We start from the raw sequence: 26,972 nt of genomic DNA on the forward strand, positions 1-26,972 counted from the left end.
GGAGCGGGCTTGCTCGCGAAAGCGTCGTGTCAGGCAACATCTCAGTCACTGAAATACTGCCTTCGCGAGCACGCCCGCTCCCACAGGGGCGATTTGTGTCAGTTGTGCGAGTTGTATCCAATTTCAGGGATGACACTTCACAATTTGTATCTGACCATAGGTCGTCGGGCCATTTCGTGGTTAACTTCGGCCTCTTCAGATTTCCAACAACACCATCAGAAGGACTCCGTTCATGGCTCAAGTCACTCTTAAAGGCAACCCGGTTCAAGTCAACGGCCAACTGCCACAAGCCGGTTCCAAGGCGCCAGCCTTTTCCCTGGTTGCCGGCAATCTGTCGGACGTGACCCTGGCGAGCTTCGCCGGCAAGCGCAAAGTGCTGAACATCTTCCCAAGCGTCGACACCCCGACCTGCGCGACCTCGGTTCGCAAGTTCAACGCCCAGGCCAATGACGTCGCCAACACTGTCGTACTGTGCATCTCCGCTGACCTGCCATTCGCCCAGGCCCGTTTCTGCGGCGCCGAAGGCCTGGAAAACGTCCAGAACCTGTCGACCCTGCGTGGCGCCGAATTCATCGAGAACTACGGCGTGGCCATTGCTGACGGCCCGCTCAAAGGCCTGACCGCCCGTGCCGTCGTCGTGCTGGATGAAAACGACAACGTGCTGCACAGCGAACTGGTTAAAGAGATTGCAGAAGAGCCTAACTACGAAGCGGCACTCGCTGTTCTGAAGTAAGGCTTTACAATTGTTAACGGCCTGGCTCTGTCCAGGCCGTTTTCATTTGTGCTTCAGTGTCTTAGATAAATCTCCTGTTACGTAAGCCGAAGGTAAATTGCCGGTAAAGGCGCTTTGCTTAATGCGCGCCAGTGCTTATCGTTCAGCCTCCCGTAGAAGAAGCCCACGCGCCCAATGGTTGATCATTCAATGCAATCCTCCTCCCGTAGTCCCCGTCGCTGGCTGTTCGGCCTGCTTGTCCTGTTGGTCGTCGCTGCCGTTTGCTGGAAATTCTGGCCCGCCGGCACCGAGCATAAAGCGGGCGAAAAGCCAAAAGCTGTGGCGGGGCATACGGGCAAGGCCGGGGGCATGCGTCCGGGTTTTGGCGGCGCGACCGGGCCGATCCCGGTGCGGGTGGCTCCGGCGGTCAAGGGTGACTTCCCGCTGTATTACAAGGCGCTGGGCACGGTCACGGCGCTGAACACCATCAATGTGCGCAGCCGCGTGGCCGGCGAGTTGATGAAGATTGCCTTTGAGGAAGGGCAGATGGTCAAGGCCGGCGACCTGTTGGCCGAGATCGACCCGCGCCCTTACCAGAACGCCTTGCTCCAGGCTGAAGGTACCTTGCTGCAAAACCAGGCACAGCTGAAAAACGCCCAGGTCGATGTCGAGCGCTATCGCGGTCTGTATAAAGAAGACAGCATCGCCAAGCAGACCCTCGACACCGCCGAAGCACTGGTCGGCCAATACCTGGGCACGGTCAAGACCAACCAGGCGGCGGTCAACGACGCCAAACTCAATCTCGAATTCACCAAGATCCGCGCGCCGATTACCGGGCGCGTCGGTTTGCGTCAGCTCGACGTCGGCAACCTCGTCGCCGCCAACGACACCACCGCGCTGGCGATCATCACACAGACCCAACCGATCAGCGTCGTCTTCACCTTGCCGGAAAACAGCCTCGACACCGTGCTGGCCCGCTACCACACCGGCGCCAAATTGCCCGTCGAAGCCTGGGACCGTGGCGACATGAAGATGCAGGCCAGCGGCGTGCTGCAGAGCCTGGACAACCAGATCGACGTCACCACCGGCACCCTGAAATTCAAGGCGCGCTACGATAACCGCGACCTGATGCTGTTCCCCAACCAGTTCGTCAATGTGCACCTGCTGGCCGATACCCTCAAAGGCGTGGTGCTCGCGCCATCGGCGGCGATCCAGTTCGGCACCAACGGCACCTTCGTCTATGCCATGGACGGGGACAACAAGGTCAAGATCCGCCAATTGAAAGTCGGCGCGAGCGACGGCGACAACACTGTCATCACCGAAGGCCTGGCCGTGGGTGATCGCGTGGTCCTGGAAGGCACCGACCGCCTGAAGGAAGGCAGCGAAGTGGAAGTGGTCAACGACAGCCAGGATGTGCCGACCACCCCGACCGAACACCTGCAAGGCAAATCCGCGGCGAAAACCACTGAAGCGACCGCCAACGACAAGGTGAAGAAGGGCGCATGAACATCTCGCGGCTGTTCATCCTTCGCCCCGTCGCCACGACCCTGAGCATGCTGGCCATTATCCTGGCCGGCATCATCGCCTACCGCTTGTTGCCGGTGTCGGCCTTGCCCCAGGTCGATTACCCGACCATCCGTGTCATGACGCTCTATCCCGGCGCCAGCCCGGATGTGATGACCAGTGCGGTGACCGCGCCCCTTGAGCGCCAGTTCGGGCAAATGCCGGGCCTGACGCAAATGGCGTCCACCAGTTCGGGTGGCGCCTCGGTGCTGACCCTGCGGTTCAGCCTCGATATCAACATGGATGTCGCCGAGCAGCAGGTGCAAGCCGCGATCAACGCCGCGACCAATTTGCTGCCCAAGGATTTGCCGGCGCCGCCGGTGTACAACAAAGTCAACCCGGCGGACACCCCGGTGCTGACCCTGGCCATCACCTCCAAGACCATGCTGTTGCCCAAACTCAATGATTTGGTCGATACGCGCATGGCGCAGAAAATCGCCCAGATCAGCGGCGTCGGTATGGTCAGCATTGCCGGCGGTCAGCGTCAGGCGGTGCGGATCAAGGTCAACCCCGAGGCCCTGGCGGCCAATGGTTTGAACCTGTCGGACGTGCGCACCTTGATCGGCGCGTCCAACGTCAACCAGCCCAAGGGCAACTTCGACGGCCCGACCCGGGTCTCGATGCTGGATGCAAACGATCAACTGACTTCGCCCAAGGACTACGCCAACCTGATCCTCGCTTATGCCAACGGCGCACCATTGCGGCTCAAGGACGTGGCCGAGATTGTCGACGGTGCCGAGAACGAGCGACTGGCGGCATGGGCCAATGAAAACCAGGCGGTTTTGCTGAATATCCAGCGCCAGCCTGGGGCCAACGTCATCGAGGTAGTGGACCGGATCAAGGCTTTGTTGCCAAGCATCACCGACAACCTGCCGGCCGGTCTTGACGTCACCGTCCTCACCGACCGCACCCAGACCATTCGGGCCTCGGTCACCGACGTGCAACATGAACTGCTGATCGCCATCGCACTGGTGGTGATGGTGACGTTCCTGTTCCTGCGCCGGGCCAGCGCGACGATCATTCCGTCGGTCGCGGTACCGTTGTCGCTGATCGGTACTTTCGGCGTGATGTACCTCGCGGGGTTCTCGGTCAACAACCTGACCCTGATGGCCCTGACCATTGCCACCGGTTTTGTGGTGGACGATGCGATCGTAATGCTGGAGAACATCTCCCGGTTTATCGAGGAGGGCGACAGTCCATTGCAAGCGGCGCTCAAGGGCGCCAAGCAGATCGGCTTCACCCTGATTTCCCTGACCTTGTCGCTGATCGCGGTACTGATTCCGTTGCTGTTCATGGCCGACGTAGTGGGGCGCCTGTTCCGCGAATTCGCCATCACCCTGGCGGTGGCGATCCTGATTTCCCTGGTGGTGTCCCTGACCCTGACGCCGATGATGTGCGCGCGGCTGCTCAAGCGTGAACCCAAGGAAGAAGAGCAGGGCCGTTTCTACCGGGCCAGCGGCGCGACCATCGACTGGATGATCGCCGCCTACGGGCGCAAGTTGCAGTGGGTGCTCAAGCATCAGCCGCTGACCTTGCTGGTGGCCATTGCCACCCTGGGGCTGACGGTATTCCTTTACATGGTGGTGCCCAAAGGCTTCTTTCCGGTGCAGGACACCGGGGTGATCCAGGGCATTTCCGAGGCGCCGCAGTCGATTTCCTTCGCGGCGATGAGCGAGCGTCAGCAGGAACTGGCGAAAGTGATCCTCGCCGACCCGGCGGTGGAAAGCCTGTCGTCCTACATTGGCGTGGACGGTGACAACTCGACGCTCAACAGCGGTCGCATGCTGATTAACCTCAAGCCCCACAGTGCGCGGGACCTCAGCGCGACCAAGATCATCGCGCGTCTGCAACCGGAAGTGGACAAACTGGTCGGCATCCGCCTGTTCATGCAGCCGGTGCAGGACCTGACCATCGAAGATCGGGTCAGCCGCACGCAGTACCAATTCAGCATGTCGTCGCCGGACTCTGAGTTGCTCAGCCTGTGGAGCGGGCGACTGGTGGAAGCCTTGGCCCAACGGCCAGAACTGACCGACGTCGCCAGCGATTTGCAGGACAAGGGCTTGCAGGTGTACCTGGTGATCGACCGCGATGCGGCGTCACGGGTCGGTGTGTCGGTATCGAACATCACCGATGCGCTGTACGACGCCTTTGGCCAGCGGCAGATTTCCACCATTTACACCCAGGCCAGCCAGTACCGCGTGGTCCTGCAATCGCAGTCCGGCGAGAAAATCGGTCCGGATGCGCTGAACCAGATTCACGTCAAGACCACCGATGGCGGCCAGGTACGCTTGTCCAGCCTCGCGCATGTCGAGCAGCGCCAGACGCAATTGGCGATCACCCACATCGGCCAGTTCCCGGCGGTGATGATGTCGTTCAACCTGGCGCCTGGCGTGGCGCTGGGGCATGCGGTTGAAATCATCGATCAGGTGCAGAAAGACATCGGCATGCCGATTGGCGTGCAGACTCAGTTCCAGGGCGCGGCCGAAGCGTTCCAGGCATCGTTGTCGAGCACCTTGCTGCTGATCCTGGCGGCGGTGGTGACCATGTACATCGTGCTCGGCGTGCTCTACGAAAGTTACATTCACCCGATCACCATCCTCTCGACCTTGCCCTCGGCGGCGGTCGGTGCCTTGCTGGCGCTGTTGCTGACCGGCAACGACCTGGGGATGATCGCGATCATCGGCATCATTTTGCTGATCGGTATCGTGAAGAAGAACGCGATCATGATGATCGACTTCGCCCTTGACGCTGAACGCAATCAGGGCATGGACCCGGAGAAGGCGATTTATCAAGCGGCGCTGCTGCGCTTCCGCCCGATCCTGATGACCACCCTGGCGGCACTGTTCGGCGCGGTGCCGTTGATGCTGGCCACGGGCTCCGGCGCGGAGTTGCGTCAACCCTTGGGTCTGGTAATGGTGGGCGGGTTGTTGGTGAGTCAGGTACTGACGTTGTTCACCACGCCAGTGATCTACCTGTACTTCGACCGTCTCGGGCGGCGCTGGGGCCGCAAGTCTGACGCCGTGGAAGCGGTAGAGCAGCCATGAACCTGTCCGGACCTTTCATCAAGCGCCCGGTTGCGACCATGTTGCTGAGCCTGGCAATCATGTTGCTGGGCGGCGTGAGCTTCGGCCTGTTGCCGGTGTCGCCGCTGCCGCAGATGGATTTCCCGGTAATCGTGGTCCAGGCCAGTTTGCCGGGTGCGAGCCCGGAAGTAATGGCCTCGACCGTGGCCACGCCCCTGGAACGTTCCTTCGGTGCCATCGCCGGGGTCAACACCATGAGCAGCCGCTCCAGTCAGGGCTCGACCCGGGTGATTTTGCAGTTCGACATGGACCGCGACATCAACGGCGCGGCGCGGGAAGTGCAAGCTGCGATCAACGCCTCGCGCAACCTGCTGCCGAGCGGGATGCGCAGCATGCCGACCTACAAGAAGGTCAATCCGTCGCAAGCGCCGATCATGGTGCTGTCGCTGACCTCGGACGTGCTGGAGAAAGGTCAGCTCTACGATTTGGCCTCGACGATCCTGTCCCAGAGCCTGTCCCAGGTGCAGGGCGTGGGTGAAGTGCAGATCGGCGGCAGCTCCTTGCCGGCGGTGCGCATCGAACTCGAACCCCAGGCGCTGAACCAGTACGGCGTGGCCCTGGACGATGTGCGCAACACCATCGCCAACGCCAACGTGCGCCGGCCCAAAGGCTCGGTCGAGGACGACCAGCGTTTGTGGCAGGTCCAGGCCAACGATCAACTGGAAAAGGCCAAGGACTACGAGTCGCTGATCATCCACTACAACAACGGTGCGGCCCTGCGCCTGAAGGATGTGGCGACGGTCAGCGACGGCGTCGAGGACCGCTACAACAGCGGTTTCTTCAACGACGACGCGGCGGTGTTGCTGGTGATCAACCGTCAGGCCGGCGCCAACATCATCGAGACCGTCAACGAGATCAAGGCGCAGTTACCGGCGTTGCAAGCGGTGTTGCCGGCCAGCGTCAAACTGAACCTGGCCATGGACCGTTCGCCAGTGATCAAGGCCACATTGCACGAAGCGGAAATGACCTTGCTGATCGCCGTGGCCCTGGTGATTCTGGTGGTGTTCCTGTTTCTTGGTAACTTCCGTGCCTCGCTGATTCCGACGCTGGCGGTGCCGGTGTCGCTGGTCGGCACGTTCGCGGTGATGTACCTCTATGGTTTTTCCCTGAACAACCTGTCGCTGATGGCGCTGATCCTCGCCACCGGACTGGTGGTGGACGATGCCATCGTGGTGCTGGAGAACATTTCCCGGCACATCGACGAAGGCGTGCCACCGATGAAGGCCGCGTACCTCGGGGCCCAGGAAGTCGGGTTCACCTTGCTGTCGATGAACGTCTCGCTGGTGGCGGTGTTCCTGTCGATCCTGTTTATGGGCGGAATCATTGAAAGCCTGTTCCGCGAGTTTTCCATCACCCTGGCAGCGTCCATCGTCGTCTCGTTGATCGTGTCGTTGACCCTGACGCCGATGCTCTGCGCCCGTTGGCTCAAGCCGCACACGCCGGGGCAGGAAAACCGCCTGCAACGCTGGAGCCAGCGCGCCAATGAATGGATGGTCGGCAAGTACGCCACCAGCCTTGACTGGGTGCTGCGCCACCGCCGACTGACCTTGCTCAGTTTGCTCGTGACCATTGGCGTCAACGTCGCGCTGTACGTAGTGGTGCCGAAAACCTTTATGCCGCAGCAGGACACCGGCCAGTTGATCGGTTTCGTGCGCGGCGATGACGGTCTTTCGTTCAGCGTGATGCAGCCGAAGATGGAAATCTTCCGCCGCGCGGTGCTCAAGGACGACGCGGTGCAAAGCGTGGCCGGGTTTATCGGCGGCACTAACGGCACCAACAACGCCTTCATGCTGGTGCGTTTGAAGCCGATCAAGGAGCGCAATATTTCCGCGCAAAAGGTCATCGAACGCCTGCGCAAGGAAATGCCCAAGGTCGCCGGCGCACAACTGATGTTGATGGCGGATCAGGACCTGCAATTTGGCGGCGGTCGTGAGCAGACCACCTCGCAGTATTCCTACATCCTGCAAAGCGCCGACCTGGGCTCGTTGCGCGAGTGGTATCCGAAAGTCGTCACGGCGCTGCGGGCCTTGCCGGAACTGACCGCGATTGACGCCCGTGAAGGGCGTGGCGCGCAACAGGTGACGCTGATTGTCGACCGCGACCAGGCCAAACGCCTGGGTGTCGACATGGACATGGTCACCGCCGTGTTGAACAACGCCTACAGCCAGCGGCAGATTTCGACGATCTACGACAGCCTCAACCAGTATCAGGTGGTGATGGAGGTCAATCCGAAATACGCCCAGGATCCGATCACCCTCAAGCAGGTACAGGTAATCACCTCCACTGGCGCACGGATTCCCCTGTCGACCATCGCGCACTACGAAAACAGCCTGGAAGACGACCGGGTCAGCCATGAAGGCCAGTTCGCCTCCGAGAGTATTTCCTTCGATATGGCCGAAGGGGTGACGGTGGAGCAGGGCACGGCGGCCATCGAGCGCGCGATTGCCAAACTCGGCATGCCGGAAGACGTGATCGTGAAAATGGCCGGCACCGCCGACGCCTTTGCCGCGACCCAGAAGAGCCAGCCGTTCATGATTCTTGGCGCGCTGGTGGCGGTGTATCTGGTGTTGGGTGTGCTGTATGAAAGTTACATTCACCCGTTGACCATTCTCTCGACCTTGCCGTCGGCCGGGGTCGGCGCGTTGCTGTCGATCTATGCCTTGGGCGGAGAGTTCAGCCTGATTTCGCTGTTGGGGCTGTTCCTGTTGATTGGCGTGGTGAAGAAAAACGCCATTTTGATGATCGACCTGGCGTTGCAGCTGGAACGGCATCAGGGCATGACGCCGCTGGATTCGATTCGCAGCGCCTGTCTGCAACGTCTGCGGCCGATTCTGATGACCACCCTGGCGGCGATCCTTGGCGCATTGCCGCTGCTGCTCAGCCGTGCCGAAGGCGCGGAAATGCGCCAGCCGCTGGGCCTGACCATTATCGGTGGGCTGATTTTCAGCCAGGTGCTGACCCTCTACACCACTCCGGTGGTTTACCTCCATCTCGACAAACTGCGCCATCGCTTCAACAAATGGCGTGGGGTACGTACCGATGCAGCTCTGGAAACTCCGCTATGACTGACCGTTCGCTTATCACTCTGGCTGCACCGATTGCCACGGCCCGGGGCTCGCGCCTGTTGAGCCTGGCGCTGTGTGTGGCGATGCTCAGCGCCTGCGCCGTCGGCCCGGACTATCAGCGCCCATCTGCCGCAGAGCCGGCGCAGTACAAGGAAGCCGAGGGTTGGCGTCAGGCCAGTCCGAGCGATTCCCTGGCCCGTGGTGCCTGGTGGGAGTTGTACGGCGACCGCCAGCTCAACGGCCTGATCGAGCAACTCAACAGCGCCAACCAGACCGTGGCCCAGGCCGACGCCCGCTATCGCCAGTCCCAGGCCTTGGTGAAAAGCGCCCGCGCGGCGTTTTACCCCACGGTCGACTTGAGCGCGGGTAAAACCCGCTCCAGCCAGGGCGCCGGCAGCAGCAGTTCCAGCCTGAGCAGCTCCGCCAGCGGCATTCGCAATACCTACAGCACCGAGTTGGGCGTCAGTTGGGAAGCGGATATCTGGGGCAAGCTGCGTCGCGGCCTGGAGGCTGATACCGCCAGCGCCCAGGCAAGCTTCGCCGATCTGGCGGCCATGCGCCTGAGCCAGCAATCGGAGTTGGTGCAGAACTACTTGCAGTTGCGGGTGATCGATCAGCAGAAGCGCTTGCTGGAATCGACGGTCGTGGCGTACGAGCGCTCGCTGCAAATGACCCAGAACCAGTACCGCGCCGGCGTGTCCGGCCGTGACGCGGTGGCCCAGGCCCAGGCGCAATTGAAAAGCACCCAGGCCGATCTGGTGGACCTGATCTGGCAACGTGCGCAGTTCGAAAACGCAATTGCCGTGCTGATCGGCAAGGCACCGGCGGAGTTCAATCTGGCGGAAACCCAGGACATTCCGAAACTGCCGCAGATTCCCCTGAGCCTGCCGTCGCAACTGCTTGAGCGCCGACCGGACATTGCTTCCGCCGAACGCTCGGTGATTGCCGCCAACGCCAACATCGGCGTGGCCAAAGCCGCGTACTACCCGGACTTGAGCCTGAGCCTGAGTGGCGGCTACAGCAGCAGTACCTCCAGCAACCTGATCAGCTTGCCGAACCGCTTCTGGTCGGTGGGGCCGAAACTGGACTTGCCGTTATTCGACGGCGGCGCGCGCTCGGCGGAAGTCGATCGCAACGAAGCGCTTTACGACGAAACCGTGGCCAAGTACCGCCAGACCGTACTCGATGGTTTCCGCGAGGTGGAAAACTACCTGGTGCAACTCAAGGTGTATGAGAACGAAGCGGCGGTGCGTCAGGAAGCGCTGGACGCGGCCCGGGATTCCTTGCGCCTGACCGAAAACCAGTACAAGGCCGGGTTGATTGCCTACCTGGATGTTGTAGTGGTTCAAGCCACGGCATTGAGCAATGAACAAAGCGTATTGAACGTGTTGCAGAGCCGGTTGATTGCCAGCGTGCAGTTGATTGCGGCGCTGGGCGGTGGGTGGGATGGGCAGTTGCAGGTGAGTGATAAGGAGTAGGGTGGCTGGCTTTTGTGACCGACCTTTCGATCCACCCCTCACCCCAACCCTCTCCCCAAGGGGGAGCGGGGGAAAGGGAGCCGATCTCCATCGCCTTCAAAGCCTGAGTTCGACTCGATTTCGCAGGTCGAAAATTTTCTTTCGAACGCACCGGTCAGTCCCCTCACCCCTCTGGGGAGAGGGTTAGGGAGAGGGGTGTCTTGAATCGGAGTACTCAAACAAGCGTTTCATCGGCTTGATGGCCAATTGATAATTTTGTCAGTGCGTTCTTCCGCGCAATCAGTACAATCGCCGACTTTGCCCCCCGAGAACGGACGCAGTACGGTGGGCGGTCACGAGAAAGATCATGCTCATCGGCACCTATTCCCCCACGTTGGTTTTCATCTCGCTGTGCGTGGCGATTCTCGCTTCCTATACCGCCCTGGACCTGACTGGCCGGATCGCCACCACCAAGGGCCGAGCCGTTCACCTGTGGACCGCCGGTGGCGCGGTCGCCATGGGCATTGGCGTGTGGTCGATGCATTTCATCGGCATGCTCGCGTTCAAACTGCCGATCGACCTGGGCTACGACCTCAGCCTCACCGTGCTGTCGCTGGCGATCGCGATCCTGTCCTGCGGTTTTGCCTTGTGGCTGGTCAGCCAACCGAAGCTGCCGCTCTGGCAACTGGCGTTTGGCGCGCTGGTCATGGGCAGCGGCATCAGTGCCATGCATTACACCGGCATGGCCGCCATGTTGATGGTGCCGGGTATCGATTACGACCCTACGCTGTTCGGCGCGTCGTTGCTGATTGCCGTCGGTGCGTCGGCGGCGGCGTTATGGATCGCGTTCCGCCTGCGCCAGCACACGCCTTACGTGGGCCTGTTCCGTGGCGGCGCCGCGGTGATCATGGGCTTCGCCATCGTCGGCATGCATTACACCGGCATGGCCGCGGCGCGTTTCCCGGACGGCAGCGTCTGTGGTGCCGCCCTCAGCGGCTTGAGCGGCAAAGGCCTGGACAACCTGGTGTTGATCACCACGTTGGCGGTATTGAGCATCGCCTTGCTGACCTCGATTCTCGACGCGCGCCTGGAAGCCCGCACCGCCGACCTGGCGCAATCGCTGACCGAAGCCAATCGCGAACTCACCCAACTGGCCCTGCACGACACCCTGACCGGTCTGCCGAACCGTATGTTGCTGGCCGACCGCATCGAGTTGGCCATGTCCAAGGTGCAAGAGCAGGGCGGTTGTTTTGCGCTGATGTTCATCGATCTGGACGGCTTCAAACCGGTCAACGATGCCTTCGGCCACCACATGGGCGACCAGTTGTTGCGTGAGGTCGGCTTGCGATTGCGCGAGGACCTGCGCAGCCAGGACACCCTGGCGCGGATCGGCGGTGACGAATTTGTGTTGCTGGTGCGCTTGAATGAGCCCAACGATGCGTTGAACCTGGCGGCGCGTCAGGTCAGCCTGATCGCGCGTTCGTTCCGCGTGGCCGAACATGACCTGCAGATTTCCGCCAGCGTCGGCATCGCGCTCTACCCGGGCAATGGCCAGACCGCGCAAGAATTGCTGATGAACGCCGACGCCGCGATGTACCACGCCAAGGGCGCCGGGAAAAACGGCCACAGCTTCTTCGACGCTTCGATGAACAGCAACGCCCGCAAACAACTGCAATTGCTGCAAGACCTGCGCGCAGCGCTGGAACATCAACAGTTCAGCCTGTATTACCAACCCAAATTCGACGCCAGCAATGGCCGTCCGGTCGGTGCCGAGGCGTTGCTGCGCTGGGAGCACCCGACCCAGGGCATGTTACTGCCGGACAAGTTCATCGACCTCGCGGAAAAGACCGGGCTGATCATTCCGATCGGCGAGTGGGTGCTCAATGAAGCCTGCCGCCAGATGCGCGAATGGTATGTGCTCGGCTACACCGACTGGCGCATTGCGGTGAACCTGTCGGCCTTGCAGTTCTGTCATGTCGGCCTGGTCCAGAGCGTGGCCAAGGCGTTGGCCACGCACCATTTGCCGGCCAACAGCCTGACCCTGGAAATCACCGAAACCACCGCCATGAGCGACGCCGATGCGAGCATGACGGTGCTGCAAGAGCTGTCGGACATGGGCGTCGATTTGTCCATCGATGACTTCGGCACCGGCTATTCGAGCTTGATGTACCTCAAGCGCCTGCCCGCCAACGAACTGAAGATTGACCGTGGTTTTGTTCGTGATCTGGAACATGACAGCGATGACGCCGCCATCGTCTCGGCCATCGTCGCCCTCGGCCAGGCGTTGGGTTTGCGGATTGTGGCAGAAGGTGTCGAAACCGGTGTGCAACAGGACTTTTTGACGAAGTTGGGCTGTGATTCGTTGCAAGGTTACCTGTTGGGCCATCCGCTGCCGGCGGAACGCTTCATGATCGATATTCACCGTGGCGAGCAACAGGCGACGGGCTGACCTTGTAGCAGCTGCCGAGCAGCGCGAGGCAGCGTTCGGCGACGAAGTCGTCGTAAATCCTGCGCCCGCGGTTTGCCTGATACACCGCGCAGCCTGATTTTTGCGACGGCTGCGCCGCCGAACGCTGCCTCGCGCTGCTCGGCAGTTGCTACAGGGGCCCAGTTATGACAATTGATGTAGGCCCATGCAAATCCCGCCAATGACGGTTATTCTTGCCCCCGACCGCTAAAGCTTGAAACGGGGGAACGTCAGCATGGAAAAAGTCATCGTCATCACCGGGGGCAGCCGTGGCATCGGCGCCGCCACGGCATTGTTGGCCGCCGAACAGGGCTATCGGATCTGTATCAACTACCTGGCTGACGAAGTCGCCGCCCAGCGCGTGCTGGACCAAGTCCGCGCCCTCGGTGCCCAGGCCATTGCGGTGCGGGCCGACGTCAGCATCGAAGACGAAGTAGTCGCCATGTTCCACCGCGTCGACACCGAACTGGGCCGGGTCACTGCCCTGGTGAACAACGCCGGCACCGTGGGGCACAAGTCCCGGGTCGACGAAATGTCCGAATTCCGCATCCTCAAAATCCTCAAGACCAACGTTCTGGCGCCGATCCTCTGCGCCAAGCACGCGATCCTGCGCATGTCGCCCAAGCATGGCGGGCAGGGTGGCAGCATCGTCAATGTGTCGTCGGTGGCTTCGCGTCTGGGTTCGCCCAACGAATATGTCGACTACGCCGCATCCAAGGGCGCGCTGGACAGCTTCACCATCGGCCTGTCCAAGGAAGTCGCCGGCGAAGGCATTCGTGTCAACGCCGTGCGCCCCGGTTTTATCTACACCGATTTCCATGCGCTGAGCGGCGACCCGGATCGGGTCAGCAAACTGGAATCCGCGATCCCGATGGCCCGTGGTGGCCGGCCGGATGAAGTGGCCGAGGCGATTGTCTGGTTGTTGTCGGACAAGGCGTCTTATGCCACCGGGACATTTGTTGATTTGGGTGGTGGTCGTTAATCAGAAAAGGGCACGCCCGTTGCAGCAGCTGATTGAACAGTTTCTGCTCCCACCTGTTATTTCTGACAGTAGATCTGTTCAAAGGTGAGCCGTAGAGTGGATTTGGGCGAAGGTCGTGAAACGGTGTTTGCAGATCACGACGTTCGTACAATCTTCCAGCGCGGAGCATGCCGATGGGTAACGTCAACGATGATGATTTCGAAACAATTGCTTCTCTGAACATCCCGCGGGCCTCTCACTCGGTCACTGCGTTACCCGATGCTCGCGTCATGGTCGCGGGGGGCATCAACGGGGGTGTTGGAGATAAGTCGGGCGACGCTGGTCTCGACGTGTCACCCGCGAATCCAAGACCTGAAACGCGTTGGGAGCAGTTTTCAACCGGTGCATTGGCATCGATTGCCGATGTTGAAATCTACAATGTCGTCGAAAATCGCTGGTCTATGACGTCCCCCTTGATCGAACCCCGCTCTGGTCACCGCGCGCTGTATTTGAACGACAGCCAAGTCATGATCATCGCTGGTGAGGGATTACAGGGCACGCTCGGCAGTGTCGAGTTGTACAACGCAAAAGATGATCGCTGGACAGCGACGGCGGCGCTCCTTACTCCGCGTTTTGCACATACTGCGACACTTTTGAGCAATGGCCACGTTATGGTCTGTGGGGGCAATAACTTGCAGCAAGGTGTTGGGCAAGTACTCGACAGCGTAGAAATCTATGATCCGGTACGTGCTATATGGAGCCTTGCACCGTGGATTCCGTTAGCACGGATGTCTCACAGCGCTACGCTGTTGGCCTCCGGAGAGGTACTGGTATTGGGGGGCTATTCGTCAAGACTGGACGCGGCCATTGATGATGCTTCGTTGTTTGATCCAGTCAAGCGGACGTGGCGCACGCTCGAACCCCTACCTGAAAGGCGAATGCAGCACACGGCAACACTGCTGGATGATGGCCGGGTATTGGTCGCGGGTGGCACCGATACGCCGTTCATCTCCGGCGGGACAAATTCATACCTTTATGACCCGGAATCGAATAGCTGGAGCGCTCCCATACCCATGGCTTGTGGCCGAAGAGGGCACAGCGCGACAAAGCTGCATTCCGGGCGTGTGCTGGTGGTTGGCGATAGTGCGGATGCATCAGCAGCGTTTGCCTCCGAGGTATTCAATCCAGTCTTCAATCATTGGATCGTGTCCGCTGAACTGGACACAGGTCGTTTCTTGCATGCCGCCAGCCTGCTGACTTCAGGACAGGTACTGGTAGTCGCCGGGGCACGGGTGACCAGCCATCCGGCTTATCTCGCAAGCGCAGAGTTGTACACGGAGCAATAGGGGAGTGATCAGAACGACCGCACAATCCGCCCCAACGTTTCCATCGCTTTCTCCGCCGCTTCATCCCACGGGCTGCCATAGTTCAAGCGAATGCAATTCCTGAAACGCTGGGTCGGTGAAAAGATCGGCCCCGGCGCGATGCTGATGCCTTGGGCCAGCGCCATCTGAAACAACTTCAACGAATCCATTTGCGGCGGCAGTTCCAGCCACAGGAAGTAGCCGCCGGCCGGTTGGCTAACGCGGGTTTGGGCCGGGAAGTAGCGGGCGATGGCGGCGAGCATGGCGCTTTGCTGTTCTTCCAGGGCGTAGCGCAGTTTGCGCAGGTGCCGGTCGTAGCCGCCATGTTGCAGGTAGTCGGCAATCGCCGCCTGGGCCGGCATCGAGGCGCAGAGCGAGGTCATGAGTTTGAGGCGTTCGATCTTCTGCGCATAACGCCCGGCGGCGACCCAGCCGATGCGATAGCCCGGAGCCAGGCTCTTGGCGAACGAACCGCAATGCATCACCAAACCTTCGGTGTCGAATGCCTTGGCCGGTTTCGGCGCTTGCTGGCCGTAATAGAGTTCGGCGTAGACGTCGTCCTCGATCAGCGGCACCTGATGACTGCGCAACAACTCCACCAACTCCTGTTTCTTCGCCTCGGGCATGGTCGCGCCCATCGGGTTCTGGAAACTGGTCATGCACCAACAGGCTTTGATCGGGTGGCGTTCCAGGGTTTGCGCGAGCACGCCGAGGTCGATGCCGTCCCGCGGGTGCACCGGGATTTCCACGGCTTTGAGCTTCAGGCGCTCCAGCACTTGCAGGCTGGCGTAGAACGCCGGGGCTTCGATGGCCACCAGGTCGCCGGGCTCGGTGACGGCTTGCAGGCACAGGTTCAGCGCTTCGAGGGCACCGTTGGTGATCAGCAGTTCTTCCATCGGCAGCATCAGCCCGCCGACCATGTAGCGCAAGGCGATTTGCCGACGCAGTTGCGGGTTGCCCGGCGACATGTCGGTGACGACCATGCGCGGGTCCATTTCCCGGGCGGCGCTGGCCAGGGAGCGGGACAGGCGTTGCAACGGGAACAGGGTCGGGCTGGGGAACGCCGAGCCGAACGGCACGGTGGTCGGATCCTTGATGGAATCGAGGACCGAGAACACCAGTTCGCTGACATCGACTTCGGTGGATTCGTTGACCTGGCTGCTGATCACTGGTTCTGAAAACGGGCTCGGGGCGTGGGTGTTGACGAAGTAGCCGGAGCGGGGCCGGGCGCGGATCAGGCCGCGACGTTCCAGCAGGTAATAGGCCTGGAACACCGTGGACGGGCTGACCCCGTAGGTCTGGCTGGCGTAGCGCACCGACGGCACGCGCTGGCCGGGGCCGAGGACCCCGGAGCGGATCAGTTCAGCGATGTCATCGGCGAATTTTTCGTAGCGTTTCATCGAGTGCCTTGGTGCCGGGTTGTTGTGTGGGGTGTCAGGGATATTGGCCCCTCACCCTAACCCTCTCCCCAAAGGGGCGAGGGGACTGACCGTGGTGTTCTTTCGAGTGACATCGACCTGAAAAGTCGAGCCGAACTCAGGTTTGAAAAGCATGAAGATCGGCTCCCTTTCCCCGTCTCCCCCTTGGGGAGAGGGCTGGGGTGAGGGGTGGATTGTAAGGGCTCAACGATTCATCGGCGCAACAAACCGGCTCTGGGCCACGCTGTAGATGTCCGGCTCATCGCTGTCGACAATCTTGAAGCTGAGGGTCTGCGAGCTGCTGCTTGGCCGTTCCGTGGTCATGGCCACCGACACCGGCACGTCGACAATCTCGCCCGGCGCCAGGCTCAACTCCGTCTTGCCCTGTAGCTGGAAGCCCTCGCCATCCTCCAGGCTCAAGCGGTAATCCTGACGCTGCTGGGTTTTGTTGATGACCTTGAGGCTGTAGATGTTCTCGATCAGACCTTCGCTGTTTTCACGGAACATGCCACGGTCCTTGGTCACGTCCAGGGACACCATCGGCCGTTCCACCAGCGCCAGGGCCAGCGCGCCAATCATCACCAGCAACACCGCCGTGTAACCGATCAACCGTGGCCGCAGCAGGTGAGTCTTGCCACCCTGCAACTCATGCTCGGAGGTGTAGCTGATCAGGCCGCGAGCGTAGCCCATTTTGTCCATGATCGAATCGCAGGCGTCGATGCACGCCGCGCAGCCGATGCATTCCATCTGCAAACCGTCGCGGATGTCGATGCCGGTGGGGCAGACCTGCACGCACACCTGGCAGTCGATGCAATCGCCGAGGCCCACATCGGCGGGTTTCACCTCGCGTTTGCGCGGGCCACGGTTTTCGCCACGGGCCACGTCGTAGGAGATGGTCAGGGTGTCCTTGTCGAACATCACGCTCTGGAACCGCGCATACGGGCACATGTGCATGCACACCGCTTCGCGCAGCCAACCGGCATTGATGTAGGTGGCGCCGGTGAAGAAGATCACCCAGAACAGACTGACACCGGCCATTTGCAGGGTCAGCAGTTCTTCGGCCAGTGGCCGGATTGGCGTGAAGTAGCCGACAAAGGTCAGGCCGGTCAGCAGGCTGATGCCCAGCCACAGTGTGTGCTTGGCCGAGCGCCGTGCCAGTTTGTTCAGGCTCCAGGGTGCGGCTTGCAATTTGATGCGCTGGTTGCGTTCGCCTTCGGTGATTTTCTCGCACCACATGAAGATCCAGGTCCAGGAGCTTTGCGGGCAGGTGTAGCCGCACCAGACGCGACCGGCGAAGACCGTGATGGCGAACAGGCCGAACGCCGCAATGATCAGCAGCGCCGACAGCAGGATGAAATCCTGCGGCCAGAAGGTTGCGCCAAAAATGTGGAATTTGCTTTCGGACAAGTCCCAGAGCACTGCCTGGCGGCCGCCCCAGTTCAGCCACACGGTGCCGAAGAAGGCGAGGAACAGAAAACCGGCGCCGCTCATGCGCAAGGTGCGGTACAGACCGGTGAAGCTGCGGGTGTGGATCAGGTTGTCGCTGGATTTGGCCTTCGTCTTTGGACGCGAAGGCTCGTAGCGCTGGACTGCCGGGGCGCTTTCTACGGTTCGGACGGGGATTCTCTCGCTCATGGTCGTTCGCTCATCAGCCTCCATCAGGCCGGTGCACTATGAGCGGCGATCTGTTTGCATAACAGACTCAGGTATTGCAATAAAAAGCGGATCAGATGGGCTCTGAACGAATGCCTGCGACAACTTGATGCACCCGCCAACGCAGGCTGCGGGCGCCTATCCCAGACGCCCGCAGCGCTTGTTGATCCGGGTCAGTCAAATCACCGAATCACTGTCGGTGGCCTTCAAATGCTTACGACCGTCGACCGCACCTGCTACGGTCAATGCGTCGGCTTCTGCTTCGGTGATGTACACGCGCTGGCCGTTGAGCTCTACGGCCGACATGGCTTTTTCCGAGTCGGTGATGATGGTGACGTCGGAGCACAGACGAATTTCTTCGCCGTTCTCGGTGATGAAAAAGCAGGTCTGGTTTTCGATGCGCACGGTCATGGGACTGTCCTTTTTTCAGCGGAGACTGAAACGTTAGGTCACTCGGGACGGCCATCGTTCTGTGCAACCGATTAATGGTCAGCGCGGTCCACCTTCTATCAACCATTACAAGGACTGCGTCATGGACGCTTGGTGGCATGAGGTTTGGGTGACGTTGCAAGCGGAGTTCGCCGATGTTGGCGACGCTTCACAACTGACGCGCATTACCGTGCGTTTGCTGATGGCCGCGGTGCTGGGCGGTATTCTCGGTTTCGAGCGCGAGCACAAGGGCAAGGCTGCCGGGGTGCGTACGCACATGCTGGTGGCCTTGGGCGCGGCGCTGTTTGTGCTGGTGCCGCAGATGTCGGGCTCCCAGGCCGATGCCATGAGCCGGGTGGTGCAAGGGGTGATTGCGGGCATCGGCTTCCTCGGCGCCGGGACGATTTTGAAGAACACCGAGGGTGACGAAGGTCACGTGAAAGGACTGACCACCGCCGCCGGGTTGTGGATGACCGCGGCCATTGGCGTTTCCGCCGGGTTGGGCCGCGAAGCGACGGCGGTGCTCAGTACGTTGCTGGCCTTGGCGATATTTAGCGTGATGCCAGCGGTGGTGCGCATGCTCGACAAGGACCGCAACCCGTAAAGGCTCGCCAAATCCCTGTAGGAGCTGCCGAAGGCTGCGATCTTTTGATCTTAAAAACCAAAATCAAAAGATCGCAGCCTTCGGCAGCTCCTACGCAGGATTGTGCAAATGCCGCTCACGTGGGTGCGCAGGCGTTATGGATTAACGATCACCGGCGGCATGGTGCTTGGCGGATCTTCCATCGGCGGCGGGGTAGTGCCGGGCGGCTCTTGCTCGGGCACCGGGTCCGGTTCGGTCGGCGGGATCGTCGGGTTGTCGATGTTCGGATCGGGCGTCTCAGCGGGGATCGGTATGCTCATCGTGAAGCCTCCTTGTGGCACATGGCGTAACTCGTGCTTAAGTTTGTTGACCACCGCGCACAGGATTTGATTCCCACCAACACTCAGGCAAATCCCCGTGAACTTTTACCGGCGCCTGTCGCTCGGAACCTAAGTGAGTTCATTCCGGGACGGAACGCCCCATGTGGATGAATATCAAGCACAAGAGCGTCCTTGGGGCGTAAAGGAGAGATGCTCGATGATCGCTGAAAAACCGACCGAACTCAGTTACAACCCGCATATGCCGCTGTCGCAGGCGTTATTGCTGCCGCGCATTGCGATTGAAAACGTTATGCCGACCCTCGATGGCGGGCTGTTTGCCGTCAAAGCCGTGGTCGGGCAGGACGTGCTGGTCACCGGCAAGGTGTTTGCCGATGGCCACGACAAACTGGCCGTGCGCATTCGCTGGCGCGGCGAGGGTGAAGAGTCCTGGCACAGTGAAACCATGGTCGACCTGGGCAACAATGGCTGGCAGGGCCGGTTTCGCGTCGAGCGCCAGGGCCGTCATGTGTTTTGCATCGAAGCCTGGATCGATCAGTTCGCCAGCTTCTGCTATGAGCTGGAAAAGAAACACACTGCCCGCGTACCGGTGAGCCTGGAATTGCAGGAAGGCCGGACGATGGTCCTGCAAGCCGCCGAACGCAGTGACGGGCCGCTGAGCGAGCAACTGGCCGGGCTGCACCATGAATTGTCCGGGTTGCTCGAAACCGAGCAGGTCGCGCTGTTCCTGCACCAGCGCAGCGCCGACCTCATGGGGCAGGCCGATCACCGCGCCTACCTGAGCCTGAGCCAGGAATTCCCGCTGGACGTGGAACGGGACATCGCTCAGTTCGCCAGTTGGTACGAGTTGTTTCCACGCTCGATCACCGACGATCCGGCGCGCCACGGCACTTTCAACGACGTGCACTCGCGGCTGCCGATGATCCAGGACATGGGTTTCGACGTGCTGTACTTCCCGCCGATCCACCCGATCGGCCGCAGCTACCGCAAAGGCCCGAACAACTCCCTGACCGCCGGCCCCGACGATCCGGGCAGTCCATATGCCATCGGCAGCGCCGAAGGCGGGCACGAGGCGATTCACTCCGAACTCGGCACCCGCGAAGACTTCCGCAGGCTGGTGGTGGCGGCGGCGGAGCATGGGCTGGAAATCGCCCTCGACTTCGCGATCCAGTGTTCCCAGGACCACCCGTGGCTGCAACAGCATCCGGGCTGGTTCAACTGGCGCCCCGACGGCACGATCAAATACGCCGAGAACCCGCCGAAGAAATACCAGGACATCGTCAACGTCGACTTCTATGCCGCCGACGCGATCCCCAGCCTCTGGGTGGAATTGCGCGACATCGTGGTCGGATGGGTCGAGGAGGGCGTGAAGATCTTTCGCGTCGACAACCCGCACACCAAACCGCTGCCGTTCTGGCAATGGCTGATTGCCGATGTGCGCGCACTGCACCCGGAAGTGATCTTCCTCGCAGAAGCCTTTACCACCCCGGCGATGATGGCGCGCCTCGGCAAGGTCGGCTATTCGCAGAGCTATACCTACTTCACTTGGCGCAACACCAAGCACGAGTTGTCGACCTATTTCAGTGAACTGAACGAGTCGCCGTGGCGCGAATGCTATCGCCCGAACTTCTTCGTCAACACCCCGGACATCAACCCGGCGTTCTTGCACGAATCCGGACGCGCCGGTTTCCTGATTCGCGCGGCGCTGGCGACCATGGGTTCGGGCCTGTGGGGCATGTATTCGGGCTTCGAACTCTGCGAAGCCGCGCCGATTCCGGGCAAGGAGGAATACCTCAACTCCGAGAAGTACGAGATTCGCCCACGAGACTTCAACGCGCCGGGCAACATCATTGCCGAAATCGCCCAGCTCAACCGCATCCGCCGCCAGAACCCGGCACTGCACACGCACCTGGGGCTGAAGATCTACAACGCCTGGAACGACAACATCCTGTATTTCGGCAAGCGCAGCGCCGACGGCAGCAACTTCATTCTGGTGGCCGTCAGCCTGGACCCGCATAACGTCCAGGAAGCCAATTTCGAATTGCCGCTGTGGGAAATGGGCCTGCCCGACGACGCTCACACCCAGGGCGAGGACTTGATGAGCGGCCATCGCTGGACGTGGTACGGCAAGTACCAATTCATGCGCATCGACCCGGCTCACCAGCCGTTCGGGATTTGGCGAATTACCGTCTAGCAAGCCCGCTCCCACAGGGGATCTCGTTGCGTTTCGGCTTAGCGGCGTTTTCGAATTCAACAGGAGTTTCAAATGGCGAAGAAACCCAAGGCCACACCCTTCACCAAGGACCCGCTCTGGTACAAGGATGCGGTGATCTACCAGGTTCACGTTAAGTCTTTTTTCGACTCCAACAATGACGGGATCGGCGACTTTCCCGGTCTTATCGCCAAACTCGATTACATTGCCGACCTGGGCGTCAACACCATCTGGCTGTTGCCGTTCTATCCTTCGCCACGCCGGGACGACGGCTACGACATCGCCGAATACCGTGGCGTGCATTCCGACTACGGCACCATGGCCGACGCCAAGCGCTTTATCGCCGAAGCGCACAAACGCGGCCTGCGGGTGATCACCGAGCTGGTCATCAACCACACCTCCGACCAGCACGCCTGGTTCCAGCGCGCGCGCAAGGCCAAGAAAGGCTCGGCGGCGCGGGACTTTTATGTCTGGTCCGATGACGATCAAAAGTACGACGGCACCCGCATCATTTTCCTCGACACCGAAAAGTCCAACTGGACCTGGGACCCGGTTGCCGGCCAATACTTCTGGCACCGCTTCTATTCCCACCAGCCGGACCTGAACTTCGATAACCCGCAAGTCATGAAAGCGGTGCTGTCGGTGATGCGTTACTGGCTGGACATGGGCATCGACGGCCTGCGTCTGGACGCGATCCCGTACCTGATCGAGCGCGACGGCACCAACAACGAAAACCTGCCCGAGACCCACGACGTCCTCAAGCAGATCCGTGCCGAAATCGATGCCAATTACCCGGACCGCATGCTGCTGGCCGAGGCCAACCAATGGCCGGAAGACACACAGCTGTATTTCGGTGACACCGACAAAAAAGGCCTGAACGGCGACGAATGCCACATGGCGTTCCACTTCCCGCTGATGCCGCGCATGTACATGGCGCTGGCCCAGGAAGACCGTTTCCCGATCACCGACATCCTGCGCCAGACCCCGGAAATCCCGGCGAACTGCCAGTGGGCAATTTTCCTGCGCAACCACGATGAGCTGACCCTGGAAATGGTCACCGACAAGGAGCGCGATTACCTGTGGAATTACTACGCCGCCGACCGGCGGGCGCGGATCAACCTGGGGATTCGCCGGCGACTCGCGCCGCTGATGGAGCGCGACCGTCGCCGCGTGGAACTGCTCAACAGCCTGCTGCTGTCGATGCCGGGCACGCCGACGATGTATTACGGCGATGAAATCGGCATGGGCGACAACATCTACCTCGGCGACCGCGACGGTGTGCGCACGCCGATGCAATGGTCCATCGACCGTAACGGCGGCTTCTCCCGCGCCGACCCGGCCAGCCTGGTGCTGCCGCCGATCATGGACCCGCAATACGGTTACCTGTCGGTCAACGTCGAAACCCAGGCCGGCGACCCGCATTCGCTGCTGAACTGGACCCGCCGCATGCTCGCCGTGCGCAAGCAGTCCAAGGCCTTCGGGCGTGGCACGCTGAACATGCTGTCGCCGAGCAACCGGCGGATTCTGGCCTACACCCGTGAATTCACCGGCGCCGATGGCAAGCACGAAATCATCCTGTGCGTGGCCAACGTGTCCCGCAGCGCGCAAGCGGCGGAACTCGACTTGTCGGCCTACGTCGGCATGGTCCCGGTGGAGATGCTTGGCGGTAACGCCTTCCCACCCATCGGCCAGTTGAATTTCCTCCTGACCCTGGCGCCGTACGGCTTCTATTGGTTCGTACTGGCAGCGGAGAATCAAATGCCGAGCTGGCACGTGGAACCGGCGCAAAGCCTGCCGGACTTCACCACCCTGGTGCTGAAGAAACGCATGGAAGAACTGCTCGAAGCGCCGTCTCGCGGCACGCTGGAGCAGGGCATCCTGCCGAACTGGCTGCAAAACCGGCGCTGGTTCGCCGGCAAGGACGCGGCCATCGAGAAGGTCAACCTGGCCTATGGCGTGCGCTTCGGCGACCCGCAGCATCCGGTCTTGTTGAGCGAAATCGAAGTCACCAGCGGCGGCCAGACCAGCCGTTATCAATTGCCGTTCGGGTTTATTGCCGAAGATCAGGTTGGCGCGCCGTTGCCGCAACAATTGGCGTTGTCCCGGGTTCGACGCGGGCCGCAGGTCGGTTTGATCACCGATGCGTTTGCTCTGGAGAACTTTATCCGTGCCGTAGTGGAAGGCATGCACAGCAACACCGTGTTGCCGTCCGATGGCGGCGAAATCCGTTTCGAACCGACCGCGCAACTGGCGAAGCTTGGCCTGTCGGCGGAATCGGAAGTGCGTTACCTGTCTGCCGAGCAGTCCAACAGTTCGGTGGTGGTCGGCAAAAGCATGGTGCTCAAGCTGATCCGCAAAGTCGCCTCGGGCGTGCACCCGGAACTGGAGATGAGCGCTTACCTGACCAACGCCGGGTTCGCCAATATTTCCCCGCTGCTGGGCTCGGTTATCCGCCGCGATGCCCAGGGCGAAGACAACCTGCTGATGATCGCCCAAGGTTACTTGAGCAATCAGGGCGACGCCTGGGAATGGACCCAGAACAACCTCGAGCGCGCGCTGCGCGATGAGCTGGCGGATGCCATGTCCGAGCAGGAGCAGCACTACAACGCCTTGGGTGAATTGAAAGATTTCGCCGGCATGCTCGGCCAGCGCCTGGGGGAAATGCATCAGGTGCTGGCGGCAACCACCGACAACCCGGATTTCGCTCCGCACGTAACCACACAGAAAGAAGCCCTGGCCTCGGCCAAGGACGTGGCGGCGCAACTGGAACACGCGTTGACGTTGCTCAAGCAGCATCAAAACGAATTGAACCCGGCGGACAAAGCGCTGGTCAGTCGCTTGCTGGACAACAAAAAAACCATCCTCGGGCATGTCCAGGAACTGGGCAAAAAAGCCACGGGTGGTTTGCGGATTCGGGTCCATGGTGATTTGCATTTGGGCCAGGTGCTGGTGATCAAGGGCGATGCTTACCTGATCGACTTCGAAGGCGAGCCGGCACGGCCGCTGAGCGAACGTCGCGGCAAGCACAGTCCGTATAAAGATGTCAGCGGCGTGTTGCGTTCCTTCGACTACGCCGCCGCGATGGCGATCAACGTGCACAACGTTGACAACACCGCCGATGCCCAAGCGGCGCGGCAACGGGTCGCTGATCGCTATTTAAATGAAGCGCAACAGGCATTTATCGACGCTTATCGGCTGGCGGCAGCTAGTCTTGCTCATGCATGGCAAGATCCCGAGGGCGAAAACGCCGCGCTGGCGTTGTTCGGTTTGGAGAAGGCGGCCTATGAAGTGGCTTATGAGGCGGAAAACCGCCCCACTTGGCTGCCGGTGCCGTTGCACGGTTTGTATGGGTTATTGAGTGGGCTCAAACCCTTTTCCGATCTTGGTGGAGAGTAGTCATGAGTTTCTCGAACAAGGAACAGGGGCATCACAAAGAAGCGCTGTTGCCCAAGGCGCGGGACATTGACGCGCTGGTACGCGCAGAACACCATGATCCGTTTTCCATCCTCGGCCCCCACGGCGATGACCAGGGCGGGCAATTCATCCGGGCCTATCTGCCGGACGCACTGAGCGTCCAGGTGTTGGCCAAGGATTCCGGCGATGAGCTGGGCAGCCTTGAAGCCACCCAGACTCCGGGGCTGTTTGTCGGCCACTTCGACCGGGCGCAGCCGTATTTGCTGCGCACCCGTTGGGCCGGCGGCGAGCAAGTCGCCGAAGATCCTTACAGTTTCGGGCCGCTGCTCGGCGAGATGGACTTGTACCTGTTCGCCGAAGGCAATCACCGCGACCTCAGCGCCTGCCTTGGCGCGCAGCTGAAAAACGTCGATGGCGTGGACGGCGTGCGCTTTGCCGTGTGGGCGCCGAATGCGAAACGGGTTTCGGTGGTCGGCGATTTCAACGTCTGGGACGGTCGCCGGCACCCGATGCGCTTGCGTCATCCGACCGGGGTCTGGGAGTTGTTCATCCCGCGCCTGCAAGCGGGGGAGGCGTACAAGTACGAAGTCCTCGGTGCCCAAGGGATTCTGCCGCTCAAGGCTGACCCGATGGCCCTGGCCACGCAAATGCCGCCGGACACCGCGTCGAAAGTCGCTGCGCCGCTGAGCATCGATTGGCAGGACCACGAGTGGATGCAGGCGCGTGCTGACAAGCACAAGCCCAGTGCACCGCTGTCGATCTACGAATTACATGCCGGTTCGTGGCAATGTGAGCTGGATGATCTGGGTGAAGTGGCGCGTCAGTACACCTGGCACGAGTTGGGCGATCGACTGATTCCGTACGTGAAGGAACTCGGTTTTACCCACATCGAACTGATGCCGATCATGGAACACCCGTTCGGCGGTTCCTGGGGTTATCAGTTGCTCTCGCAATTTGCCCCGAGCGCACGCTACGGCTCGCCGGATGATTTCGCCGCGTTCGTCAACGCCTGCCACCAGGCGGATATCGGTGTGATCCTCGATTGGGTGCCGGCGCATTTCCCCACCGATACCCACGGCCTGGCGCAGTTCGACGGCACGGCGTTGTATGAATACGCCAACCCGATGGAAGGTTTTCACCAGGACTGGGACACGCTGATCTACAACCTGGGCCGCACCGAGGTGCACGGCTACATGCTCGCTTCAGCGCTGCACTGGCTCAAACATTTCCACGTCGATGGCCTGCGGGTTGATGCCGTGGCGTCGATGCTGTATCGCGACTACTCGCGCAAGGCCGGCGAGTGGGTGCCGAACCGCCATGGCGGTCGCGAGAACCTGGAAGCCATCGACTTCCTGCGTCACCTCAACGACGTGGTCGATCTGGAAGCGCCCGGTGCGCTGGTGATCGCCGAAGAATCCACCGCTTGGCCGGGTGTCAGCCAGAACACGCAACAGGGTGGCCTCGGTTTCGACTACAAGTGGAACATGGGCTGGATGCACGATTCGCTGCATTACATCCAGCAGGATCCGGTGTACCGCGCCCATCATCACAACGAGCTGAGTTTTGGCTTGGTGTATGCGTGGTCCGAGCGTTTTATCCTGCCGATTTCCCACGATGAAGTGGTTCATGGCAAGCATTCGCTGATCGACAAGATGCCCGGCGACCGTTGGCAAAAATTCGCGAACCTGCGGGCGTACCTGAGTTTCATGTGGGCGCATCCGGGCAAAAAGCTGTTGTTCATGGGCTGCGAGTTCGGCCAGTGGCGCGAGTGGAATCACGATCAGCAACTCGATTGGTACTTGTTGCAGTACTCGGAACACAAAGGCGTGCAGAAACTGGTGGGCGACCTGAACCGGTTGTACCGCGAAGAACCGGCGCTGCACGATCAGGACGATGCGCCGCAGGGCTTCCAGTGGTTGATCGGCGACGATGCGGTCAACAGCGTCTATGCCTTTATGCGCTGGAGCAAGGACGGCCGGCCGGCGCTGGTGGTGGCCAACTTCACCCCGGTGCCGCGTCAGGCCTATCGCATCGGCGTGCCGTTTGCCGGGCGTTGGACCGAGCTGATCAACAGCGATGCCGACACCTATGCCGGTTCCAACTATGGCAACGGTGGCGGGGCGTTTACCGAGGAAGAGCCGAGCCATGGCCAGGCGCTGTCACTGGTTTTGAATTTGCCGCCGTTGGCGGTGTTGATCTTGCGGCCGGAGGGTTGATCTAAAACCGCGTCGCTCCCTTCGCGAGCAAGCCCGC

The 26,972-nt window shown here is 60.9% G+C and carries 16 protein-coding genes; 12 read left to right on the top strand and 4 right to left on the bottom strand.

The features are described 5' to 3' along the window. Window positions 1–232: 232 nt before the first annotated feature. The 8 genes from tpx (at window position 233) to HB680_RS12030 (ending at window position 14,654) form a co-directional block, all read left to right on the top strand. Complete coding sequence (gene tpx / locus HB680_RS11995) at window positions 233–733, top strand: thiol peroxidase (protein ID WP_008030203.1); 501 nt, start codon at window positions 233–235, stop codon at window positions 731–733. 174 nt (window positions 734–907) lie between these two features. After that, window positions 908–2,218, top strand: coding sequence for an MdtA/MuxA family multidrug efflux RND transporter periplasmic adaptor subunit (locus HB680_RS12000; protein ID WP_213938807.1), 1,311 nt, complete (start codon window positions 908–910; stop codon window positions 2,216–2,218). Continuing rightward, entirely contained in the window at window positions 2,215–5,319 is a 3,105-nt protein-coding gene (locus tag HB680_RS12005; protein ID WP_213938809.1) for an MdtB/MuxB family multidrug efflux RND transporter permease subunit, read from the top strand. Before HB680_RS12000 ends, HB680_RS12005 begins: the two co-directional genes overlap by 4 nt. After that, window positions 5,316–8,423, top strand: coding sequence for an efflux RND transporter permease subunit (locus tag HB680_RS12010; protein ID WP_213938811.1), 3,108 nt, complete (start codon window positions 5,316–5,318; stop codon window positions 8,421–8,423). The genes HB680_RS12005 and HB680_RS12010 overlap by 4 nt, the downstream gene beginning before the upstream one ends. After that, complete coding sequence (locus tag HB680_RS12015) at window positions 8,420–9,901, top strand: efflux transporter outer membrane subunit (protein ID WP_213938813.1); 1,482 nt, start codon at window positions 8,420–8,422, stop codon at window positions 9,899–9,901. The genes HB680_RS12010 and HB680_RS12015 overlap by 4 nt, the downstream gene beginning before the upstream one ends. A 346-nt stretch (window positions 9,902–10,247) precedes the next feature. Beyond that, window positions 10,248–12,329, top strand: coding sequence for an EAL domain-containing protein (locus HB680_RS12020; RefSeq protein WP_213938815.1), 2,082 nt, complete (start codon window positions 10,248–10,250; stop codon window positions 12,327–12,329). A 253-nt stretch (window positions 12,330–12,582) separates the two neighbouring features. Then, window positions 12,583–13,329, top strand: coding sequence for an SDR family oxidoreductase (locus HB680_RS12025; protein WP_213938816.1), 747 nt, complete (start codon window positions 12,583–12,585; stop codon window positions 13,327–13,329). 173 nt (window positions 13,330–13,502) lie between these two features. After that, window positions 13,503–14,654 (top strand): kelch repeat-containing protein, encoded by a 1,152-nt coding sequence (locus tag HB680_RS12030; protein WP_213938817.1) that lies wholly within the window; start codon window positions 13,503–13,505, stop codon window positions 14,652–14,654. Window positions 14,655–14,662: 8 nt separating this feature from the next. Here HB680_RS12030 and mapR read toward each other — a convergent pair whose 3' ends face one another. The 3 genes from mapR to HB680_RS12045 form a co-directional block, all read right to left on the bottom strand. Further along, window positions 14,663–16,072 carry a GntR family transcriptional regulator MpaR gene (gene mapR, locus HB680_RS12035; RefSeq protein ID WP_054046464.1) on the bottom strand — a complete coding sequence of 470 codons (1,410 nt, stop codon included), beginning with the start codon at window positions 16,070–16,072 and terminating at the stop codon, window positions 14,663–14,665. Window positions 16,073–16,294: 222 nt separating this feature from the next. Continuing rightward, on the bottom strand, window positions 16,295–17,725 hold the full coding sequence (gene ccoG / locus HB680_RS12040; RefSeq protein ID WP_213938818.1) for a cytochrome c oxidase accessory protein CcoG: 1,431 nt from the start codon (window positions 17,723–17,725) through the stop codon (window positions 16,295–16,297). A gap of 195 nt (window positions 17,726–17,920) precedes the next feature. After that, on the bottom strand, window positions 17,921–18,154 hold the full coding sequence (locus HB680_RS12045) for a DUF3203 family protein (RefSeq protein WP_213938820.1): 234 nt from the start codon (window positions 18,152–18,154) through the stop codon (window positions 17,921–17,923). Window positions 18,155–18,275: 121 nt separating this feature from the next. Here HB680_RS12045 and HB680_RS12050 point away from each other — a divergent pair, with 121 nt between their 5' ends. Then, window positions 18,276–18,776: an MgtC/SapB family protein gene (locus HB680_RS12050; protein WP_213938822.1), complete on the top strand. Its 501-nt coding sequence runs from the start codon at window positions 18,276–18,278 to the stop codon at window positions 18,774–18,776. Window positions 18,777–18,910: 134 nt separating this feature from the next. Here HB680_RS12050 and HB680_RS12055 read toward each other — a convergent pair whose 3' ends face one another. Next, window positions 18,911–19,075: a hypothetical protein gene (locus tag HB680_RS12055; RefSeq protein ID WP_213938824.1), complete on the bottom strand. Its 165-nt coding sequence runs from the start codon at window positions 19,073–19,075 to the stop codon at window positions 18,911–18,913. Between the two features lie 217 nt (window positions 19,076–19,292). Here HB680_RS12055 and HB680_RS12060 point away from each other — a divergent pair, with 217 nt between their 5' ends. From HB680_RS12060 to glgB, 3 genes are all read left to right on the top strand, one after another. After that, a complete protein-coding gene (locus HB680_RS12060) occupies window positions 19,293–21,287 on the top strand; it encodes an alpha-1,4-glucan--maltose-1-phosphate maltosyltransferase (RefSeq protein WP_213938826.1) in 1,995 nt (664 codons plus the stop codon). Window positions 21,288–21,359: 72 nt separating this feature from the next. Beyond that, window positions 21,360–24,701, top strand: coding sequence for a maltose alpha-D-glucosyltransferase (gene treS, locus HB680_RS12065; RefSeq protein ID WP_213938831.1), 3,342 nt, complete (start codon window positions 21,360–21,362; stop codon window positions 24,699–24,701). 2 nt (window positions 24,702–24,703) lie between these two features. Then, entirely contained in the window at window positions 24,704–26,935 is a 2,232-nt protein-coding gene (glgB, locus tag HB680_RS12070) for a 1,4-alpha-glucan branching protein GlgB (protein ID WP_213938832.1), read from the top strand. The last annotated feature ends 37 nt before the right edge of the window (window positions 26,936–26,972 follow it).

It is taken from the genome of Pseudomonas sp. dw_612, from assembly GCF_018449725.1.
Classification (GTDB): domain Bacteria; phylum Pseudomonadota; class Gammaproteobacteria; order Pseudomonadales; family Pseudomonadaceae; genus Aquipseudomonas.

Excerpts from the sequence above, each read along its gene's own strand:
- tpx (WP_008030203.1), top strand. The coding sequence starts at position 233 with ATGGCTCAAGTCACTCTTAAAGGCAACCCGGTTCAAGTCAACGGCCAA.
- HB680_RS12000 (WP_213938807.1), top strand. The coding sequence starts at position 908 with ATGGTTGATCATTCAATGCAATCCTCCTCCCGTAGTCCCCGTCGCTGG.
- HB680_RS12005 (WP_213938809.1), top strand. The coding sequence starts at position 2,215 with ATGAACATCTCGCGGCTGTTCATCCTTCGCCCCGTCGCCACGACCCTG.
- HB680_RS12010 (WP_213938811.1), top strand. The coding sequence starts at position 5,316 with ATGAACCTGTCCGGACCTTTCATCAAGCGCCCGGTTGCGACCATGTTG.
- HB680_RS12015 (WP_213938813.1), top strand. The coding sequence starts at position 8,420 with ATGACTGACCGTTCGCTTATCACTCTGGCTGCACCGATTGCCACGGCC.
- HB680_RS12020 (WP_213938815.1), top strand. The coding sequence starts at position 10,248 with ATGCTCATCGGCACCTATTCCCCCACGTTGGTTTTCATCTCGCTGTGC.
- HB680_RS12025 (WP_213938816.1), top strand. The coding sequence starts at position 12,583 with ATGGAAAAAGTCATCGTCATCACCGGGGGCAGCCGTGGCATCGGCGCC.
- HB680_RS12030 (WP_213938817.1), top strand. The coding sequence starts at position 13,503 with ATGGGTAACGTCAACGATGATGATTTCGAAACAATTGCTTCTCTGAAC.
- mapR (WP_054046464.1), bottom strand. The coding sequence starts at position 16,072 with ATGAAACGCTACGAAAAATTCGCCGATGACATCGCTGAACTGATCCGC.
- ccoG (WP_213938818.1), bottom strand. The coding sequence starts at position 17,725 with ATGAGCGAGAGAATCCCCGTCCGAACCGTAGAAAGCGCCCCGGCAGTC.
- HB680_RS12045 (WP_213938820.1), bottom strand. The coding sequence starts at position 18,154 with ATGACCGTGCGCATCGAAAACCAGACCTGCTTTTTCATCACCGAGAAC.
- HB680_RS12050 (WP_213938822.1), top strand. The coding sequence starts at position 18,276 with ATGGACGCTTGGTGGCATGAGGTTTGGGTGACGTTGCAAGCGGAGTTC.
- HB680_RS12055 (WP_213938824.1), bottom strand. The coding sequence starts at position 19,075 with ATGAGCATACCGATCCCCGCTGAGACGCCCGATCCGAACATCGACAAC.
- HB680_RS12060 (WP_213938826.1), top strand. The coding sequence starts at position 19,293 with ATGATCGCTGAAAAACCGACCGAACTCAGTTACAACCCGCATATGCCG.
- treS (WP_213938831.1), top strand. The coding sequence starts at position 21,360 with ATGGCGAAGAAACCCAAGGCCACACCCTTCACCAAGGACCCGCTCTGG.
- glgB (WP_213938832.1), top strand. The coding sequence starts at position 24,704 with ATGAGTTTCTCGAACAAGGAACAGGGGCATCACAAAGAAGCGCTGTTG.